The sequence below is a fragment of the Aequorivita soesokkakensis genome (genome assembly GCF_001641085.1).
GTDB lineage: Bacteria > Bacteroidota > Bacteroidia > Flavobacteriales > Flavobacteriaceae > Aequorivita > Aequorivita soesokkakensis.
Map to the genome: position 1 here is coordinate 60,201 of NZ_LXIE01000023.1, position 17,897 is coordinate 78,097.

Here is a 17,897-nt window from a genome sequence, read left to right on the forward strand (position 1 = left end):
ATTAATAAAACGAAAACTATTTGTTATCGTCAATTTTTTTGTCTGTTGAATCGTCTTTGGAAGCATCCTTAAATTCTTTAAGGCCACTACCCAAACCTCGCATAAGTTCTGGAATCTTTTTTCCGCCGAACAATAGCAACACAATAACAACAATCAATATAATTTGCCAAGGGCCAACAACACCTAAAGGAATAAACAATGCACTCATGATTTTCAAAATTTAATTAAGCAAAGGTAACAAGAAATGTTTAGATACAACGTTTTGGGAATAACTTTAGCGTGTGGGGCTAGAGTTTATTTTATATTTGTAAAAAGCTATCGCGAAGTATGACAAAGAAAGAAAAAGGCGCCAAACGCTTCAAAAGGAAGCTATTGCACAAATACAGGCTAGTAATACTTAATGAAGAAACCTTTGAGGAACGTTTTTCATTTAAGTTGAATCGGTTGAATGTATTTGTGTTCAGTACGCTTTTCGCACTGTTTCTAATTCTCGCAACTACCTTTATTATTGCTTTCACGCCGTTAAGGGAATATATTCCCGGATATTCTTCCACCACCTTAAAAAAGAAAGCAACACGTTTAGCCTATCAAACAGACTCATTACAGAAAATTCTCGATGTAAATGAAGCATACCTCGCCTCCATCAAAAAAGTGCTTACAGGCGACGTTAAAACGGTAGATTTCAACAAAGATTCCATCATTGAAGTAGCGAAGACGGACCCATCTGTTTTAATCAGAACCTCGAGAAAAGATTCCTTGCTTCGTGAAGCTGTTGCAAAAGAGGATAAATACAATCCACTAATTGCACCACAAGCGCAGCAATATGCATTGTTTGCGCCCGTAAAAGGATCAATTTCCGAAGGCTATGATTCACAAAAGAAACATTATGCCGTAGATGTGGTAACTGTTAAAGATGCGCCGGTGAAAGCTGTAGCAGATGGTACGGTTATTTTTGCCGAATGGACTGCAGCAACCGGCTACGTAATTATTTTGAAGCACGACAACAATCTTATTTCTGTATACAAGCATAACGCAATGCTTACCAAAGAACAGGGCGAAGTTGTTAAAGCAGGCGAAGTGATTGGAACAGTTGGCAATACAGGCGAACTTACCACTGGCCCACATTTACATTTTGAATTGTGGCGCGATGGTTTTCCGGTGAACCCTACAAGTTTCATAGATTTTGATTAATAGCCTATGTCCTTAAAATCTCTCGGAGCAAAAATATTTGCAAAAATTGTTTTCAATCGAATACAGAAATGGGCCACAAATCCTGTTGAAACGCAGCAAAAGGTTTTTGAAAAATTGATTTCCGAAGCGAAAAACACCGTCTTAGGAAAAGACCATGATTTTGAAAATATAACTTCTTTTGAGGATTTCGCCGCAAAGGTCCCAATTCGCGATTATGAAGAATTGAAACCTTACGTTGAGCGTGTGGTCTCAGGCGAAGAAAATATTCTTTGGCCTGGAAAACCGCTCTATTTTGCAAAAACCTCCGGTACAACCTCGGGCGCAAAATATATTCCGCTTACCAAGGAATCCATGCCGCATCACATTGAAGCCGCGCGAAATGCAATTTTGTGTTATATAAAAGAAACAGGAAAAGCAGATTTTGTTGACGGAAAAATGATCTTCCTCCAAGGAAGCCCAGAAATGCAGGAAAAGAACGGAATCAAAGTAGGTCGGCTTTCGGGCATCGTGGCACATTACGTCCCCGCATATCTTCAAAAAAATCGTTTGCCTAGTTGGGAAACAAACTGCATCGAAGATTGGGAAACCAAAGTAGATGCAATTGTTGAGGAAACCAAAAACGAAAATATGTCCGTTATCAGCGGTATTCCCTCGTGGGTGCAGATGTATTTTGAAAGACTCCAAAAAAGCAGTGGAAAAAAGGTTGGCGACCTTTTCAAAAACTTCAACCTCTTCATTTACGGCGGCGTAAACTTTGAACCTTATCGTGCCAAATTTGAAAATTTAATAGGAAGAAAAGTTGATAGCATCGAGCTGTTTCCCGCCAGTGAAGGCTTTTTCGCCTTTCAGGATAGTCAAAAGGAAAAGGGAATGCTATTACTGTTGAATTCTGGAATTTTCTATGAATTTGTTGAAGCAACTACTTTTTTTGACAAAAATCCAAAGCGATTGACCATTGGCGAAGTTGAAATAGGCGTGAATTATGTAATGATAATTTCAACAAACGCAGGCCTTTGGGCGTATAATTTGGGAGATACCGTTCAGTTCACTTCAACAAAACCCTATCGTGTTATTGTATCGGGACGCATAAAACATTTTATTTCGGCCTTTGGAGAACATGTGATTGGGAAAGAAGTGGAAGAAGCGATGAACAAAGCCATTTCAAAATTCAATTTTTCGATTACCGAATTTACCGTGGCACCGCAAATTACGCCTTCCGAAGAAAATCTTCCCTATCACGAATGGCTTGTTGAGTTTGATAACTCACCCGAAAACCTTCAAAAAATAGCTGAATTTCTCGATTTAGAAATGCAACAACAAAATTCATATTATTTCGATTTAATTGAAGGAAAAGTGCTTCAGCCCTTAAAAATTACTTCGCTTAAAAAAGACAGTTTTCAGGAATTTATGAAATCTGAAGGCAAACTTGGCGGTCAAAATAAAGTGCCACGCCTTTCAAACGACCGTAAAATTGCAGTTGCATTAATACAAATTCAGCCCCAAAATTAGTGTTATCTTTGCACCCAATGAATAAACAAAGATCACATACACGTACCCGCGCGCAGGAAAGCACACAAGCTATTGAAAGATTATACATTACCATGCGCCATCTTTTTAACCGTGGGTTTTACAAGCCTATGGGCATTTCCGGAGAGACGCTTCGCGAGTCATTATTAACACTTCGGCCAGAGATTTATGGCTCTATAAAAGAAGACAAAATTGAGTTGCAGGGCTTATTGTATGTTATGGACCGTCTGCCTTACGGAATTGAGGAATGCAGGTTTATCAATTTAACGAGTGATGAAGGCTATAAAAATTCACATTTTGAAGCTATAATTCCGCTTAAACGCCGTAGAAACTGTTACCGAATAGATTCGGAACAGATGAATATTGAAATTACCCGTGGCCGTTCGGAAATCTATGATATCCTAACGCATCTTACCTTTCTTTTCATTGAGTCGCACAAAATTATGAAGCAAGTGCTCATTAATGAGAACGGAGAAGTAATCCGCGATTGGAAAAAGCTGGAACAGGCAGTGCTGAAAAAAGGCAAACTGTCACAGGAAGAAAAAGAAATAACCCTTACCCACACAGCTAATTTTCTCGGAAGAACTTTTGAAGAAGTTAAAAGCGTATATCCCTTTTTTGCAAGCGAAAAGAACGAGAATAGATTCTTCAATATTATTTATTTTTTAGGCAAAATTGCGATAGAGGAGGTTATTGAAGATAACAAACGCATCATCACTTTCAGTCCGGTATTGCGCGAAAGCTTAGGGCACCATATTCACGGCGAACAATGGGCTTATAATATAAAGCAGACCTTGCAGCATAAAGGTTTACTGGAGCGTCCGTTACATATTATCAGTGCCAATATGCACAGTGTGATGAACAGTCTGTATGCCCCAAAAGCTTTGGCTTCGGAATTTTCAAAGAATAAACCAATGGAGGTTTTTGAAGCTTTGAGCATTCCGGCAAATTTAAAATTGCGCGAAAAAGTAAACAAAACGGCTTTGGCGGAAGGAATGATTTTTATTGAGGACCAAAGTGGGACCAATATAGACGTTCAGCTAATTGATACCGCCAAAATAAAACAGAATCTTTATACCGAAGGATTAAAGGATTTTGAAGATTCAAAAAAGCCCGTTATTATTGTGATGGATTATGCATTTGGCGAACAAGCTTACGAAACCATGGATGAGCTTTTGAAGCCGTTTGTGGATGCTACTAAGGTACGCCATTTTTTAAATGTGGTTTCAGTTTCCATCATGGGAAAAGCAGGAATTTTGGAAGGTGGAAAGGGCGATATCATGATTCCGTCAGCCCACGTTTTTGAAGGAACAGCAGATAATTATCCTTTTAAGAATAAACTTGAAAAATCACTTTTTAAGGACGATAATGTAAAAGTTTGTACCGGAACAATGATTTCGGTATTGGGAACCTCGCTTCAAAATAGGGATGTGCTGAAGTTTTTTCACAATTCTACGTGGAATGTCATTGGGCTTGAAATGGAAGGCGCACATTATCAAAAAGCAATTCAGGCTGCTTCAAAAATTAGGCGAAGCATTAGTCCAAAAGTGAAGGTTCGATATGCTTATTACGCCTCAGATAATCCATTGGAAACTGGAAGCACTTTGGCTTCGGGAGGCTTAGGTACAACTGGGGTAAAACCCACCTATTTAATTACCGAAAAGATGTTAAAACAGATTTTAGACACTACTAAAAATTAATTTTGAAAAACGATAAAGTACTGATTACAGGAGGCGCAGGATTTATAGGTTCCAATTATGTGGAATACGTCCTTAAAAATTCAGAAGACGAAATTTTCGTGCTGGACAAACTAACCTATGCCGGAAATTTGAAAAATTTGGAAGCTGTTTCACATAAAATCACCTTCATAAAAGGAGATATTTGTGATACCGAATTCATTCAGAATTTATTCGAAAAACATAAATTTCAAAAAGTAGTCCACTTCGCTGCGGAAAGCCACGTGGACAATTCCATTTCGGGACCTTCGGAATTTATTCAAACAAATATTGTAGGAACATTCAATTTGCTTCAAAACTCCTATAAAACCTGGATGAACTGCCCGAACGATTTGAAAGAAGAATTTAAAAATGCGCGTTTTCTGCATATTTCTACCGATGAGGTTTATGGTACTTTGGGTGAAACGGGTCTTTTTACGGAAGAAACGTCCTATGCTCCCAATAGCCCTTATAGCGCTTCAAAAGCGTCGTCAGATTTTATTGTTCGTAGCTATTTTCACACCTACGGTTTGCCAGTTGTAACTACAAACTGCTCCAACAATTACGGTCCCAATCAGCATAAGGAAAAATTGATTCCTACAATTATTCGCAAAGCAATTTCAGGCGAACCTATCCCGATTTATGGCGATGGAAAAAATGTGCGCGATTGGCTTTATGTAATGGATCATTGCAGCGGAATTTATTTGGCTTTGGAAAATGGAAAACTTGGTGAAACCTATAACATTGGCGGTCGTAACGAACGCGAAAACCTTTATATTGCAAATGTTATCTGTGAATTGTTGGATGAGATGCTTCCGAAGAATTCGCCGTATAAAGAACAAATAACTTTTGTAAAAGACCGTCCAGGCCACGATTTTAGATACGCCATTGACGCTTCAAAAATAGAAAATGAACTTGGCTGGAAGGCGAAAGAAAATTTTGAGACAGGCATTCGGAAAACGATTGCTTGGTATTTGAAAAATAGAGATAGATTGTAATTTAAAACCTCGAATTCACGAATAATTGTAAAAAAGTATTCGTGAATTCGTGGCAAAATAAACACAAATGAAAGGAATAATTTTAGCAGGAGGTTCGGGTACGCGTTTGCATCCAATCACACTGGCTGTGAGCAAGCAGTTGATGCCGGTGTATGACAAACCGATGATTTATTATCCGCTGTCAACACTAATGATTGCAGGTATTCGGGATATTTTGATTATTTCTACACCTCAGGATCTTCCACTTTTCAAACAACTTTTGGGGGATGGCAAAAAACTGGGTTGTAATTTTCAATATGCTGAACAAGCAAACCCAAACGGCCTTGCTGAAGCTTTCATAATTGGAAAGGATTTTATCGGAAATGATAAAGTTGCATTGATACTGGGCGACAATATTTTTTACGGCTCTGGCTTGAAAGAACTTTTGCAATCAAACAATAATCCAGATGGCGGCGTTATCTATGCGTATCACGTTTTAGACCCCGAAAGATATGGCGTTGTGGAATTCGACAAAAACGGAAAAGCCCTTTCTATTGAAGAAAAACCTGAAAATCCAAAATCAAATTACGCCGTTCCGGGAATCTATTTTTATGACAATAGTGTAGTGGAAATTGCTGCCAATATAAAACCGAGTCCCCGTGGCGAACTGGAAATAACCGATGTCAATAACGAATATTTAAAAAAGGGGAAACTGAGCGTCAGCATACTGGATAAAGGCACCGCTTGGCTGGATACCGGAACGTTCGCGTCGTTGATGCAAGCTGCCCAATTCGTTGAGGTTATTGAAGAACGGCAAGGCTTAAAAATTGGCGCCATTGAAGAAGCGGCTTATGAAATGGGCTTTATTTCAAAGGAACAATTAATAGCTTTGGCAGAGCCTTTACTTAAAAGCGGTTACGGAAAACATTTACTTCAACTAGATTAGATTTGGAACTACAAAACACCCCATTAAAAGATTGTTTTATTCTGAAACCGAACGTTTTTAGGGACGAACGCGGAATATTTTATGAAACTTACAATCAAAAAGTTTTTGAAAAAACCACGGGTTTAGATATTGATTTTGTTCAGGACAACCAGTCGGTTTCTTCAAAAGGCGTGCTGCGCGGACTTCATTTTCAAAACGGAAAAATGGCGCAGGCTAAGTTGGTTCGCGTTGTAAAAGGAACAGTATTGGACATTGTTGTAGATATTCGAAAAAATTCAGAAACCTTCGGAAAATCATTTTCCGTTATTTTGGATGATGTGGAACATCTGCAACTATTTGTCCCTCGCGGGTTTGCGCACGGTTTTATTACACTTTCGGAACAATCCATTTTTTCTTATAAATGTGATAACTACTACGATAAAGCTTCGGAAAGCGGAATCATCTATAATGACGCAACCTTAGCGTTGGATTGGCATCTTCCGAAGGAAGAATTTATTATTTCAGCAAAAGATTTGGAACTTCCCGGTTTTGAGGAAGCGGTTTCATGAAAAAAATACTGGTAACAGGCGCAAACGGACAATTGGGAAGATGCATAAAAGATGCAGCTGCCAGTTTTCCCGACCTTGAATTTGTCTTCGTTTCAAAGGAAGAACTCGATATAGAAAATTCGGACTTGCTTCTAGATTTCTTCAGCAAAAATTCCTTTACACATTGCATCAATACTGCAGCATACACCAACGTTGAAAATGCGGAAAGTGAACCTGAAAAAGCTTTTGCCATTAATGCCGAAGCCGTAAAGAAGGTTGCAGTTTCCTGTAAAGAAAATGATGTTGTTATGCTTCATATTTCTACAGATTATGTTTTTGACGGAAAAAAACAAGCACCCTATTTGGAAACAGATGCTACAAACCCCATCAATGTTTATGGGGCTTCAAAGCTGAAAGGAGAGCAATACATTCAGGAAATCTGTGATAAATTCTTCATCTTTCGCACTTCGTGGCTCTATTCGCAATACGGGCATAATTTTGTGAAAACCATTTTAAAATACGCTGAAGCGGAAAAACCCCTTACAATTACAACCGAACAAACGGGAACACCCACAAATGCAAATGATTTGGCTAAAGCGCTATTGCAGGTAATTGCGCAAGATTCAACAGATTACGGCATTTACCACTATAGTAACGGGGGTGAAACCACATGGTTTGGATTTGCAGAGGAGATACTTCAGCAAACTGAAAAATTAAAAGATACAAAACTTGCAAAAACCAACCATTACCGTACTTTTGCCGCACGGCCAGCGTACAGTGTTTTAAACAATAAAAAGTATTTAATTATTTTTAAGCAACCCTTAATTGACTGGAGAAAAGGTGTGCAAAACTTGTTCAACCAATATTTATAAAAAATGAAATCAAACACAGACGAAGTTGATTTGGACTCTTTATTTAAAGGACTAAAAAGGGTTAGAAATAGTATTTTATTGAGCTTCTATAATGCAATTCAATTTTTGATAAGAAGCTGGTATATTATTTTAATACTGTTTATTGTTGGTGTTATTCTCGGCTATATTTCAATGAAATTCTCTGAGTCAAAACAAGAAGCTACAGTGGTTATCCGCACTAATTTTAACAGTGAGGAATACACATATAATGCTATTGACATTTTGGCGAAAAAGGTAAAAGCCAAAGACACAGTATTCATTGAAAAAAATGGCTTTAGAGGAGACACTCTGGAAATTAAGGACATAGAAATCACACCAATTTTTAGTTTTAAGGATTTAGCCGAAGAATTTCAAGATGATGAAAGAAATATTGATGCACTTTTAAGAAACCTTAATTTTCAAGACATTACAGAAGAAAAAGTGGAGCCTTTTAGAAGTTCCTTTAAATACCACACTTTATTTTTAACCCTTTCTTCCGTTGCTAATGATGCGACTATAGATAACGTTATAAATTATCTTAACAACCAAGAAATTATAAAAAACCTGGGTGAGGTTGGAAAAAAGAATATTGAAGATCAAATTAAGGTCAATGCAAACACATTAAAACAAATTGATAGTGTAATTAGCACCTATAGTACAAGCCAATCTCTGCCATCGCCTAATTCACAAATTTTTGTGGTTGACAAAAACTTCAACATTTCCAATATACTAGAGATGAAGGAGAATTTGCAAAAGGCCAATAAAAATTTGAAAGAAGACTTGGTTTTTGCAGATAGAACCATAATAAGTATAGATAGCAACGCTGCAGTTATTGAATCAAAAGGGATTTTAAGTAATAAACTATTGTTATATCCATTTTTGTTTGTGTTCTTATTTTTATTTTTTGCTTTCTGCAGGCATGTTTATAGATATATTAAAAGAATTGCAGCGGAGCAATAAAACAAAAAAAGCTTCCTATGCTTTCCAACCTTATTATATTTGGTACTCGACCTGAAGCCATAAAAATGGCTCCATTGGTCAAGGCCTTTAAGTCTTATCCTGCCTTTTTCAATACAAAGGTATGCATTACCGCACAACACAGGGAAATGCTGGATCAAGTGCTTGATTTTTTTGAAATTGTTCCAGATTATGATTTGGATTTAATGAAACCAAACCAAAATCTATATTTCCTAACAGCAGATATTATTACGGGCCTTAAACCCATTTTGGAAGATTTTAATCCAGATTATGTGTATGTTCACGGAGATACCACCACCACAATGGCGGCGAGTATAGCAGCTTTTTATTCTGGCGCAAAAGTTTGCCATGTAGAAGCTGGTTTAAGGACATTCAATAAATTATCGCCTTTTCCGGAAGAAGTAAATAGGTCTATTGCCGGAAGGGTTTGTGATTATCATTTTGCGCCTACCGAAACCTCAAAAAATAATTTATTAAAGGAAAACATTCAATCAGATCAAATCCTTGTTACGGGAAATACGGTTATAGACGCATTAAACTATAGTGTAAAAAAAGTATCCTCTCCAACTTATAAAGATGAAGAGATTGAAGCCTTAAAGAAGATTATTGAGCCCGAAAAACAGATAATTTTAGTAACCGGACATAGACGTGAAAATCATGGCGAAGGGTTTATAAATATCTGTAATGCGTTAAAGGAAATTGCCAAAACCTCATCAAATTTTCAAATCATTTATCCCGTTCATTTAAATCCAAATGTCCAAAAACCGGTTTATGATCTTTTGGAAGGATTGGATAATGTATTTCTTATTTCACCATTGAGCTATCCGGCCTTTGTTTGGTTGATGAATGAATCCAAACTTATTATAACTGATAGCGGAGGGGTACAAGAAGAGGCCCCGAGCCTAGGCAAGCCTGTTTTGGTAATGCGAAATACCACGGAACGCCCTGAAGCAGTAAATGTAGGAACTGTAAAGTTGGTAGGGACCAATAAAAATGAAATAGTTTCCCAGGCTTTAAACCTTTTAACAAACAAGGAAGAATATAATAAAATGTGTAAGCTTCACAATCCGTATGGAGATGGCAAAGCCTGTGAAAGAATTGTTGATTTTATAAAAAACTTACAGCATTAATAGCATTTTTATATAGATATTAATGAAAAAGATAAAGATAGAAGCTGACTTGATGGAAATTTTAAAAAAAGGGGGAATAGCCCTTTTTTTAAGGATATTAGGTTTTCTTGCCGGCTATCTTTTTGTCTATTATACCGTGCGTTATTTTGGCGCGGAAACTCAAGGAAGAATTTCCCTAAGCTTTTCTTTTCTGATGATTGCATCACTGGTTTGTATTTTAGGTGCTGATGTTAATTTCGTAAAACTTTTCGCCATTGAAAACAATTTTGAGAATGCGAAGGGATTATTTTTAAAATCCTATCCGTTTTTTGTCGGTAGTTCTTTACTAATAGGAATTATTTTGTTTTTCAGTTCAAATTGGATAAGCGTTAATATCTTCAAAGATGCTGAATTAACGCCATTTTTGGAATGGACGGCTCCAAGTATCGTGCTCTATACTTTAATGCTAATAAACGCCTCAGTTTTTAGGGGGATAAGAAAAAACACGCTTTATGCATTTTTGTTTAATGGAGGGCGTTTTATATTTACAATGGTCTTTTTTTTGGTTTTGGTTTTTGCCTGGACCAAAGACCCAATTACAACCGCGATTGCACACACTGCAGCGGTTGCGGCACTTTTCCTAATCTCATTATGGTATTTGGGAAAACATTTATTGCCCCTTTCCAGACAGACCACTTACACCGTAACTTCGTTTCTTAAAGATTCTTTCCCAATGTTTTTGTCTGCATCCATGATTGTTCTTTTAGGATGGGCAGACACTATTATTTTGGGAATGTATGAGGATAGCAGTGTTGTGGGCCTTTACAGTGTTGCCTTGAAGATTGCAACTGTAGTAAGCTTTTCATTGCAGGCTGTAGATTCTATCCTTGCCCCTAAACTATCCCATGCTTTTCACGCCGATAATTATACTCTTTTTAGAAGATTGATCAAATTTTCTACATACATAAACGCAGTATTTTCAATTACTTCGGTGTTGGGTATTTTTCTTTTCAAGGATTTTATATTAAACATTTTTGGACCAGAATTTATAGCTGCTTCCACTGCAATGATTATTTTGTCCCTTGGGCAATTATTCAATTCAGTAATTGGGCCCGTAGGATCCATTTTCCAAATGACGGGGCACCAAAAAGTATTTCAGAATATACTGATAGTATCATTTGTTATAAACCTTATTTTAAATTTAACGTTAGTAAAAGAATACGGTATTAATGGTGTGGCATTCGCAACGGCATTTAGCTTAATATTTTCTAAAATAGCGAGTGCCATTTATATTAAAAAACTAATCTGGAAAGCGTCATGAATGCTATAACAAGAAAATTTTTTCTGTTTCTTTCAGCGCTCAGCCTGTTCAAATTCTTTTTTGAGAAATTAACAACGTTAAGCCTATTCGACTATTCAGACGAATTATTACTGCTGTTCTCCCTAGTCCTAATTACTTATGATGTATTGAGCAAAAGAAAAATGTCTCTTATACACATTGCAATATTTGGTTTTTTAGGTTATTCAATTCTAATAAGCATTCTGTTTGGACTCAACAGAAACCTCTTTCATATTATAGTTCAAAGCCTTGTATCCATAAAGTTCTTTATAATTTTGGCTTCCTATGTAATACTGTTTAAAAACCACATGGAGGAAATCAAGAAATTTTTCTTTTATGTAATGGTTTTTGCGGGTATCGGAATCCTGTTACATGTGCTCTTGGGCGAAACATTCAACACAGTTTACGGTGTTTCGAAATATACAAGACCCGGTTTTTCAACAATCAGATATACTGGATTTTTCAGGCATCCAAACCATATGGCCTACATGGTTGTGGTTTTTATAGCGCTGACCCTAAATGATTTTAAAAATAAAAAGAAAAACATTGATACCACGGGATGGTTAAAAATCGTGATAGGCCTATTTATTATTGTGCTGGCCGATACACGAACAGCAATTTTGGCGATAGGCATACTGCTCACTTTTTTTTACTGGGGCTATATCTACAAAAATTTTCTTGTCTTTTTTGGATTTCTATTTTTGGGAATACTCACCGTGACCGCCGTTTTGATATTTACAGATTTGCCAGAAAGCATCATGGACAATATAGAGGCATCCTATAGTCTAGAATCTGATTATATTAGGGGGCTTATGTTCTATATGTCTATACTTTTGATTGTAAAATATTTCCCCATAGGTTCCGGCGCAGGATCGTTCGGTTCAATTTATGCCAAGGACAGTCAGGTTTACAAGGATTTTGGAGTAGATAAGCGATTCTATTTTGTGGAAGAATGGGGAATTTATGACAGTAATTTCGCTTCAATTATTGGAGAATATGGCTTTATAGGAATTATTGTATTTATTATACTTTTTAGGTTTTCCTATCTGCATTTGAAAAGCAATTTTAGCGGCTTAAAAGCACCCCCGATGCTGAAAGCAATGTTTTGGGTATTCGTTTTCTTTTGTATTTCAAACCCTATGCTCACAAACAATGTTTATATATTGCTGAGCGTTCCAGTTTTAATGTTAATTGCCAATACGGAGAAAGCGTGAAAGTATTGCTCATAACCAGCATGTATCCCAGCCCGGAAAAAAAATATTCTGGGATTTTTGTGAAAAATCAATTTGAGCTTTTGCAAAAAATGATGCGTGAAGGTGAGCAAATATCCATCTTTTTTTTACGAAGAAAAATAACCTCTACTTTCGGAAGCATTACCAAACATTTAGTCTCGTTTTTTAAGTTTATACCCTATTTGTTTAAAAGCTATGACGTTGTGCATCTGCACAGCTTTTACCCTTTGATTGTAACGGCTTGGCTCTATAAAATTTTTCATCCGAAAACAAAATTGGTGGTTACCTTTCACGGTATGGACATCAATCTACAAGTGAATAAAAAGAATGAAAAAATGTTTCGTTTTTTCGCAAAAAAGATTGACGCTGCCATTCCCGTGGGAAAAGAAGTAGCAAAAAATGTTACGGCAAAACTTAAACTTCCTATTGCGAAAATACTTCCCGTGGGCGTAAATTCCGCAGTTTTTTACCCAGAATCGGATGTCCAAAAAATATATGATTATCTATATGTGGGGTCGTTTTTTGAAGTAAAGGGAATTGATATTCTCTACAAATCCATACAAGATTTGGGCAAAGAAACACGTTTCTGTATTGTGGGTAACGGAGAAGAATATCACAAAAAGTTTACAGACCTAATAAATGACGGTTATTCCATTGAATTGAAAAAAGACCAAAGCCACGAACAACTGAGAAGTTTATACAACCAATCCAAGTTTTTGGTGCTTCCCTCGCGTTCGGAGGGTTTTGCAACCGTTATTGTGGAAGCAATGTATTGTGGCACTCCGGTGGTTACTTCAGATATTCCACAGTTTAGGGAACAAGTAGTTGAAAATGAAAATGGTTTTACTTTTCCGCTAGACAATCCTGAAAAACTTACCGAACTATTGGGCAACCTTCTTCATATTTCTCCATCTCAATATCAAGCCCTATCTTTAAAAGCAAAAGCTTCCTTTAAGGAAATTTCCTTGGACGCGGTTTGTAAAGAACTTTTGGAAATATATAGATCATGAAAAAATTTCTATACCTAATATATTTGGTTTTTTTCAGAAACACTCCAGAGGATTATCGTCCCTACAGCCTTTTTTTCCCACAACTTCGAAGTTTTTTGGTCAAAAACTTTTTGAAGAAATGCGGAAAAAAGCCTTTAGTGAAAAATCGTGCTGAAATTTCACTATATGCAACCGTTGGAGATTATTCTGAAATGGGCACGCGTTGCATGATTCAATCCAACGTTCACCTGGGAAGCTACGTTATTATGGGCCCAGATGTAAAAATATATTCCCGAAACCACAAATTTGAATCGTTGGATATCCCTATCGCGAAACAAGGCAAGCATTATCTAGAAACCTATGTGGGCGATGACGTTTGGATTGGAGCCAACGTAATTATTACCGCAGGATGCAAAATAGGAAATCATTGTGTAATTGCTGCGGGATCAGTAGTTACAAAAGACGTTCCCGACTATGCTGTTGTGGGCGGCGTGCCGGCAAAAGTCCTTAAATACAGAAACCAGGCAGAAACCCCAAATGTTTAGGGAAACGGTATAACAAGGCTGCAGGATGGAAGAAAAACCAATTAATATAATATACCTTTTGGGTGCGGGGCGCAGCGGCACAACGATGCTTTCCACCGTTTTGAATAATCGTTCCAAAATTCATACTGTTGGAGAAATGCATCAATTTCTGGACTATGTTTATGAAAATAAAGACTGTTCGTGCGGCAAGAATATGTCTGAGTGTGAATTTTGGTCTCCCTTGTTAGCTGAAATGAATTTAGAGTTGTTGAAGAACAAAGAAAACGTAGAGCTTTCAAACAAACTGGAAAAACACTACAATATTCCGCTATATCTTCTGGGTAAACCATTAAATGGGACATACCGCGAAATGACCGATGTAATTTTTCAGACCATTCACAAAAAAGAATCAAAACCTTGGCTATTGGATTCTTCAAAATATATTGCGAGATACCTTCTTTTGCGAAAAAATAAAAAGGTAAATCTAAAAGGAATATACCTGGTCAGAGATGTTAGAGGCGTAGTTTATTCTTTCGGAAAAAATGTACAAACCCACAAAAACCCGCTTTCCGCAATAATTTATTACACGTTGATTAATTTTTGGGCGCAATGGGTTTCGTTATTTGACAAAAGAATCATTAAAATAAAATATGAAGATTTTGTAAACGAACCGGACAAAGCCATTCAAAAAATTGACAAACACCTTTTTGGAAGCGAAACAAAAACTTCCTATTTAAAGGACACTACTTTTGAAATCCCGCATATTATAGCTGGAAATAGATTGCGTTCTGACAAACAACTTATTATAAAAAAGGATTTAAAATGGAAGGAAGAAATTTCTAGACCCAAACAGATTCTTTATTATTTGCTTGCGCTGCCATTAATGATTATTAATAAATACAGCCCTTGAAATTTATTAGTCCAATAAAAAGATATGCGCTCTATGCAGTATTGTTTACGTTGCCTATGTTTATTAGGCTTAACAATATATTTCTGGTAATATTTTTTGCGCTGTTTATTTTAGAAGGTGGTTTTAAAATGAAACTGGACAACCTAAAACGAAACTATCGTTTAATGGTTCCGCTCGTTTTAATATTTTTATTGGCGTTGCTAGCTGCTTTAAATCTGCCAGAAAGCGTAGGTTCAGTATTTAAAAATCTGGAAAAATATTGGGGATTGCTCATCATTCCAATCACTATTATTTCCTGCCCCGAAGAGTACAATAAAGAATGGAGAAATTTATTTATGGCGCTGCTTTGGGGATGTATTGCCACCTTGGCAATTTGCTACGGAAATGCCATATATGAAATGTTTGTTGGCAATGAACCGCTACATTACTTTTGGAGATTTAGACATTTAAACCACCAATTCACGGCTATAGCAGATACACATCCTGCTTATTTGGGACTTTTCATAGTGGTTTCCATCACCTATCTTTTTATGGAATCTTCCTATAAAAAATGGGCTAAAATTATAATATGCTTCATTTTATTGCTTGGGTTGATTCAACTGGCTAGCAGAACTGCCATTATATGCACCCTATTGATGGGGGTTATATTGCTTTGGTCGCGAATAAAAACAAATTGGAAAGAAATAGCAATTGGTTTTGGGGTATTTGCGCTTATAGGATTATTGTTTATAAATACCGCAAGCAGTTTTATGAAAGAGAGGTTGATTTCTTTTCAGAATATTGAAAACGATCAACGATTGAGCCGCTATAAGGTTTCATATGACATATTTACGGAATATCCCGTTTTTGGAGTAGGGTTTGCAAATAAAGAAACTGTTAGAAAGGAAAAATATCTTGAAAATAATTTTATTACAGCAGCTGAGGAAAGATATAATGCCCACAATCAATTATTGGAATATTTAAGCGTCAATGGAATTATTGGTGGAATCATATTCTTGGGCGTTTTTGGATATTTACTATTTATGGCTTGGCGGAAAAGACAATTCTTTTTTTTCTGGGCATTGGTTTTATTTTTTATAGCCAATTTAACGGAATCAATGTTAGTTGTAATAAAAGGAATAGAGTTCTTCGCCATTACAGTATCTTTGCTAATTATTTTAAATAAAAAGGAAAAAAGCTTCTCATGAAGATATTGATCACGCTGGATTACGAACTTTTTTACGAAAATAACCCGAAGCCTGAGGATTGCATAATTAAACCGATGCAGGAAATTTTAAAAATTGTTGACCCGCTTGGGGTTAAACTTGTCCTTTTTGTGGATGTTGGGTATTTGAAATGTTTGGAAAAATATAAAAGCGCTTTCCCTGAACTGGAAAAGGATTATCAACTTGTCACCGGGCAGATGAAGGAATTGTGCGCCAATGGCCACGAAGTGCAACTTCATATTCACCCACATTGGGAAGACACAATTTATAACGAGAAAGGTTGGGATTTTGACCTTACCCGCTATAAACTTTCAGATTTTACGGATGAGGAAACGTTGGCTATAGTTACTGAATATACTGAAATACTTCACAGAATTACTGGGCAAGAAATAACATCTTTTAGAGCTGGCGGATGGTCCGCACAACCTTTTGAACCTATTGGAAAAGCATTGCTCCAAAATGGCGTGACAATAGACAGTACGGTTTATCCACGAGGATTATTAAAATCAAAGGATCAATGGTTTGATTTTAAAAATATTGGGTTCGAAAAATCAAGCTGGAGATTTTCAAAAGACTTAGTGAAAGAAGACAAAAATGGTTCTTTTTTGGAAGTAGCGATCAGCTCGTTTAAAGTACTTCCCTTCTTTTTCTGGAGATTTGTTGCCGTTCGTTTGTTGAAAATTTCGGAACACGTTTCCTATAGCAAATCATCAGCTGTTGGGCCTTCAAAACTCCATATTTTAAGATTGTTGCTGTGGCCGTCATATTCGGTTGTTGCTATTGATGGTTTTAAAGCCCGTTATTTGGAAAATGCCTATCAGTTTTACAAAAAGAAAAACCTTGAAGATTTTGTGATTATTGGCCACCCGAAGGCTTTCACACCATTTTCTATGAAAAAATTCAAACAATTTATTGAAAAGGAAAACCGCGCTAAACAAGTGGTAGTTTTTTCAGAATACAAATAAAACGGTCTAAGAAAGGCTATGGAATACAAAACCGCAGAAATTTTAGGAACACAGATAGAAAACCTTTCCCAGACAGAGGTGATTGAAATAGTTGAAAATGCTATTGAATCCAACAACCAAGTCCATTTGGAAGGAGTTAATGCAGGAAAACTTGCCGACATGCAAGTAGATCCCGAACTAAGGGAAAGTGTTCTTTGCAGCAATCTTATTACCGCAGATGGACAATCGGTTGTTTGGGCTTCAAAAATTCTTGGAACCCCTTTAAAAGAAAGGGTTGCCGGAATTGACCTTATGTCCCAACTTGTAGAAAAGGCGCATGAAAAGGGATATAAAATATATTTATTTGGCGCCAAAGAAGCCATAGTTAAAGAAGTTGTGGACCAATACACAAAAAAATACGGACAAGAAATTATTGCAGGCTATAGAAACGGATATTTTAATGCTTCAGATGAGGAAGCGATTGCAAAGAATATTTCGGAAAGCGGAGCCCACATGCTTTTTGTGGCAATAACATCACCCATTAAGGAAAATTTCCTTCGCAAACACAAGGAACAGCTTAAAAACATAAACCTTATTATGGGGGTTGGAGGCTCATTGGATGTTATTTCCGGAATGACAAAACGCGCCCCCGTATGGATGCAGGACATAGGTATGGAATGGTTTTTTCGTTTTTTACAGGAACCACGGAGAATGTGGAAGCGCTACCTTGTTGGCAATTCTAAATTTATCTACTTAGTTTTTAGGCAACGTTTTTCAAAAAAGAAGTAAGGGAATTTTTTTTCGCCTTCGCTTCAATTCCAATATCTCATTTCTATTCCCCATTTTCTCGGAAGAGTTTTTTATCTTCCCCTAAATTTTCCCAAATGCCCGTAT

18 protein-coding genes are annotated in these 17,897 nt (G+C 36.7%); 17 read left to right on the forward strand and 1 reads right to left on the reverse strand.

What is annotated here, in order from left to right; genetic code table 11:
- Positions 1-16 precede the first annotated feature (16 nt).
- Positions 17-208, reverse strand: coding sequence for a twin-arginine translocase TatA/TatE family subunit (tatA, locus tag A7A78_RS08845; RefSeq protein WP_068762096.1), 192 nt, complete (start codon positions 206-208; stop codon positions 17-19).
- A 119-nt stretch (positions 209-327) separates the two neighbouring features.
- Here tatA and A7A78_RS08850 point away from each other — a divergent pair, with 119 nt between their 5' ends.
- The 17 genes from A7A78_RS08850 to A7A78_RS08930 all read left to right on the forward strand — a co-directional run bounded on the left by A7A78_RS08850 (position 328) and on the right by A7A78_RS08930 (position 17,792).
- Positions 328-1,191, forward strand: a complete 864-nt coding sequence (locus A7A78_RS08850) for a M23 family metallopeptidase (RefSeq protein ID WP_068762097.1) — start codon at positions 328-330, stop codon at positions 1,189-1,191.
- Between the two features lie 6 nt (positions 1,192-1,197).
- Positions 1,198-2,700 carry a GH3 auxin-responsive promoter family protein gene (locus A7A78_RS08855; protein WP_068762098.1) on the forward strand — a complete coding sequence of 501 codons (1,503 nt, stop codon included), beginning with the start codon at positions 1,198-1,200 and terminating at the stop codon, positions 2,698-2,700.
- A gap of 17 nt (positions 2,701-2,717) precedes the next feature.
- Positions 2,718-4,418: a DUF6909 family protein gene (locus tag A7A78_RS08860; protein ID WP_068762099.1), complete on the forward strand. Its 1,701-nt coding sequence runs from the start codon at positions 2,718-2,720 to the stop codon at positions 4,416-4,418.
- A 2-nt stretch (positions 4,419-4,420) separates the two neighbouring features.
- Entirely contained in the window at positions 4,421-5,431 is a 1,011-nt protein-coding gene (gene rfbB / locus A7A78_RS08865) for a dTDP-glucose 4,6-dehydratase (RefSeq protein WP_068762100.1), read from the forward strand.
- 67 nt (positions 5,432-5,498) lie between these two features.
- Complete coding sequence (gene rfbA / locus A7A78_RS08870; protein ID WP_068762101.1) at positions 5,499-6,356, forward strand: glucose-1-phosphate thymidylyltransferase RfbA; 858 nt, start codon at positions 5,499-5,501, stop codon at positions 6,354-6,356.
- 2 nt (positions 6,357-6,358) lie between these two features.
- A complete protein-coding gene (gene rfbC, locus A7A78_RS08875) occupies positions 6,359-6,904 on the forward strand; it encodes a dTDP-4-dehydrorhamnose 3,5-epimerase (protein WP_068762102.1) in 546 nt (181 codons plus the stop codon).
- Positions 6,901-7,755 (forward strand): dTDP-4-dehydrorhamnose reductase, encoded by an 855-nt coding sequence (gene rfbD / locus A7A78_RS08880; RefSeq protein WP_068762103.1) that lies wholly within the window; start codon positions 6,901-6,903, stop codon positions 7,753-7,755. The genes rfbC and rfbD overlap by 4 nt, the downstream gene beginning before the upstream one ends.
- 3 nt (positions 7,756-7,758) lie before the next feature.
- Entirely contained in the window at positions 7,759-8,733 is a 975-nt protein-coding gene (locus A7A78_RS08885) for a hypothetical protein (RefSeq protein WP_068762104.1), read from the forward strand.
- A gap of 17 nt (positions 8,734-8,750) precedes the next feature.
- Positions 8,751-9,881, forward strand: a complete 1,131-nt coding sequence (wecB, locus tag A7A78_RS08890; RefSeq protein WP_068762105.1) for a non-hydrolyzing UDP-N-acetylglucosamine 2-epimerase — start codon at positions 8,751-8,753, stop codon at positions 9,879-9,881.
- Between the two features lie 22 nt (positions 9,882-9,903).
- Positions 9,904-11,181 carry a flippase gene (locus A7A78_RS08895; RefSeq protein WP_068762106.1) on the forward strand — a complete coding sequence of 426 codons (1,278 nt, stop codon included), beginning with the start codon at positions 9,904-9,906 and terminating at the stop codon, positions 11,179-11,181.
- Positions 11,182-11,507: 326 nt separating this feature from the next.
- The gene (locus A7A78_RS08900) at positions 11,508-12,413 is read left to right on the forward strand and encodes an O-antigen ligase family protein (protein ID WP_068762107.1); all 906 of its coding nucleotides are present in this window, start codon (positions 11,508-11,510) and stop codon (positions 12,411-12,413) included.
- Between the two features lie 59 nt (positions 12,414-12,472).
- Positions 12,473-13,441 carry a glycosyltransferase family 4 protein gene (locus A7A78_RS08905; RefSeq protein ID WP_165593559.1) on the forward strand — a complete coding sequence of 323 codons (969 nt, stop codon included), beginning with the start codon at positions 12,473-12,475 and terminating at the stop codon, positions 13,439-13,441.
- The gene (locus tag A7A78_RS15295; protein WP_068762109.1) at positions 13,438-13,965 is read left to right on the forward strand and encodes an acyltransferase; all 528 of its coding nucleotides are present in this window, start codon (positions 13,438-13,440) and stop codon (positions 13,963-13,965) included. Before A7A78_RS08905 ends, A7A78_RS15295 begins: the two co-directional genes overlap by 4 nt.
- A gap of 25 nt (positions 13,966-13,990) precedes the next feature.
- Entirely contained in the window at positions 13,991-14,854 is an 864-nt protein-coding gene (locus A7A78_RS08915; RefSeq protein ID WP_068762110.1) for a sulfotransferase, read from the forward strand.
- A complete protein-coding gene (locus A7A78_RS08920; RefSeq protein WP_131811122.1) occupies positions 14,851-16,041 on the forward strand; it encodes an O-antigen ligase family protein in 1,191 nt (396 codons plus the stop codon). Before A7A78_RS08915 ends, A7A78_RS08920 begins: the two co-directional genes overlap by 4 nt.
- Positions 16,038-17,024 (forward strand): polysaccharide deacetylase family protein, encoded by a 987-nt coding sequence (locus tag A7A78_RS08925; RefSeq protein WP_068762112.1) that lies wholly within the window; start codon positions 16,038-16,040, stop codon positions 17,022-17,024. Before A7A78_RS08920 ends, A7A78_RS08925 begins: the two co-directional genes overlap by 4 nt.
- A gap of 18 nt (positions 17,025-17,042) precedes the next feature.
- Positions 17,043-17,792: a WecB/TagA/CpsF family glycosyltransferase gene (locus A7A78_RS08930; protein ID WP_068762113.1), complete on the forward strand. Its 750-nt coding sequence runs from the start codon at positions 17,043-17,045 to the stop codon at positions 17,790-17,792.
- The last annotated feature ends 105 nt before the right edge of the window (positions 17,793-17,897 follow it).

Excerpts from the sequence above, each read along its gene's own strand:
- tatA (WP_068762096.1), bottom strand. The coding sequence starts at position 208 with ATGAGTGCATTGTTTATTCCTTTAGGTGTTGTTGGCCCTTGGCAAATT.
- A7A78_RS08850 (WP_068762097.1), top strand. The coding sequence starts at position 328 with ATGACAAAGAAAGAAAAAGGCGCCAAACGCTTCAAAAGGAAGCTATTG.
- A7A78_RS08855 (WP_068762098.1), top strand. The coding sequence starts at position 1,198 with ATGTCCTTAAAATCTCTCGGAGCAAAAATATTTGCAAAAATTGTTTTC.
- A7A78_RS08860 (WP_068762099.1), top strand. The coding sequence starts at position 2,718 with ATGAATAAACAAAGATCACATACACGTACCCGCGCGCAGGAAAGCACA.
- rfbA (WP_068762101.1), top strand. The coding sequence starts at position 5,499 with ATGAAAGGAATAATTTTAGCAGGAGGTTCGGGTACGCGTTTGCATCCA.
- rfbD (WP_068762103.1), top strand. The coding sequence starts at position 6,901 with ATGAAAAAAATACTGGTAACAGGCGCAAACGGACAATTGGGAAGATGC.
- A7A78_RS08885 (WP_068762104.1), top strand. The coding sequence starts at position 7,759 with ATGAAATCAAACACAGACGAAGTTGATTTGGACTCTTTATTTAAAGGA.
- wecB (WP_068762105.1), top strand. The coding sequence starts at position 8,751 with ATGCTTTCCAACCTTATTATATTTGGTACTCGACCTGAAGCCATAAAA.
- A7A78_RS08895 (WP_068762106.1), top strand. The coding sequence starts at position 9,904 with ATGAAAAAGATAAAGATAGAAGCTGACTTGATGGAAATTTTAAAAAAA.
- A7A78_RS08900 (WP_068762107.1), top strand. The coding sequence starts at position 11,508 with ATGGAGGAAATCAAGAAATTTTTCTTTTATGTAATGGTTTTTGCGGGT.
- A7A78_RS15295 (WP_068762109.1), top strand. The coding sequence starts at position 13,438 with ATGAAAAAATTTCTATACCTAATATATTTGGTTTTTTTCAGAAACACT.
- A7A78_RS08915 (WP_068762110.1), top strand. The coding sequence starts at position 13,991 with ATGGAAGAAAAACCAATTAATATAATATACCTTTTGGGTGCGGGGCGC.
- A7A78_RS08925 (WP_068762112.1), top strand. The coding sequence starts at position 16,038 with ATGAAGATATTGATCACGCTGGATTACGAACTTTTTTACGAAAATAAC.
- A7A78_RS08930 (WP_068762113.1), top strand. The coding sequence starts at position 17,043 with ATGGAATACAAAACCGCAGAAATTTTAGGAACACAGATAGAAAACCTT.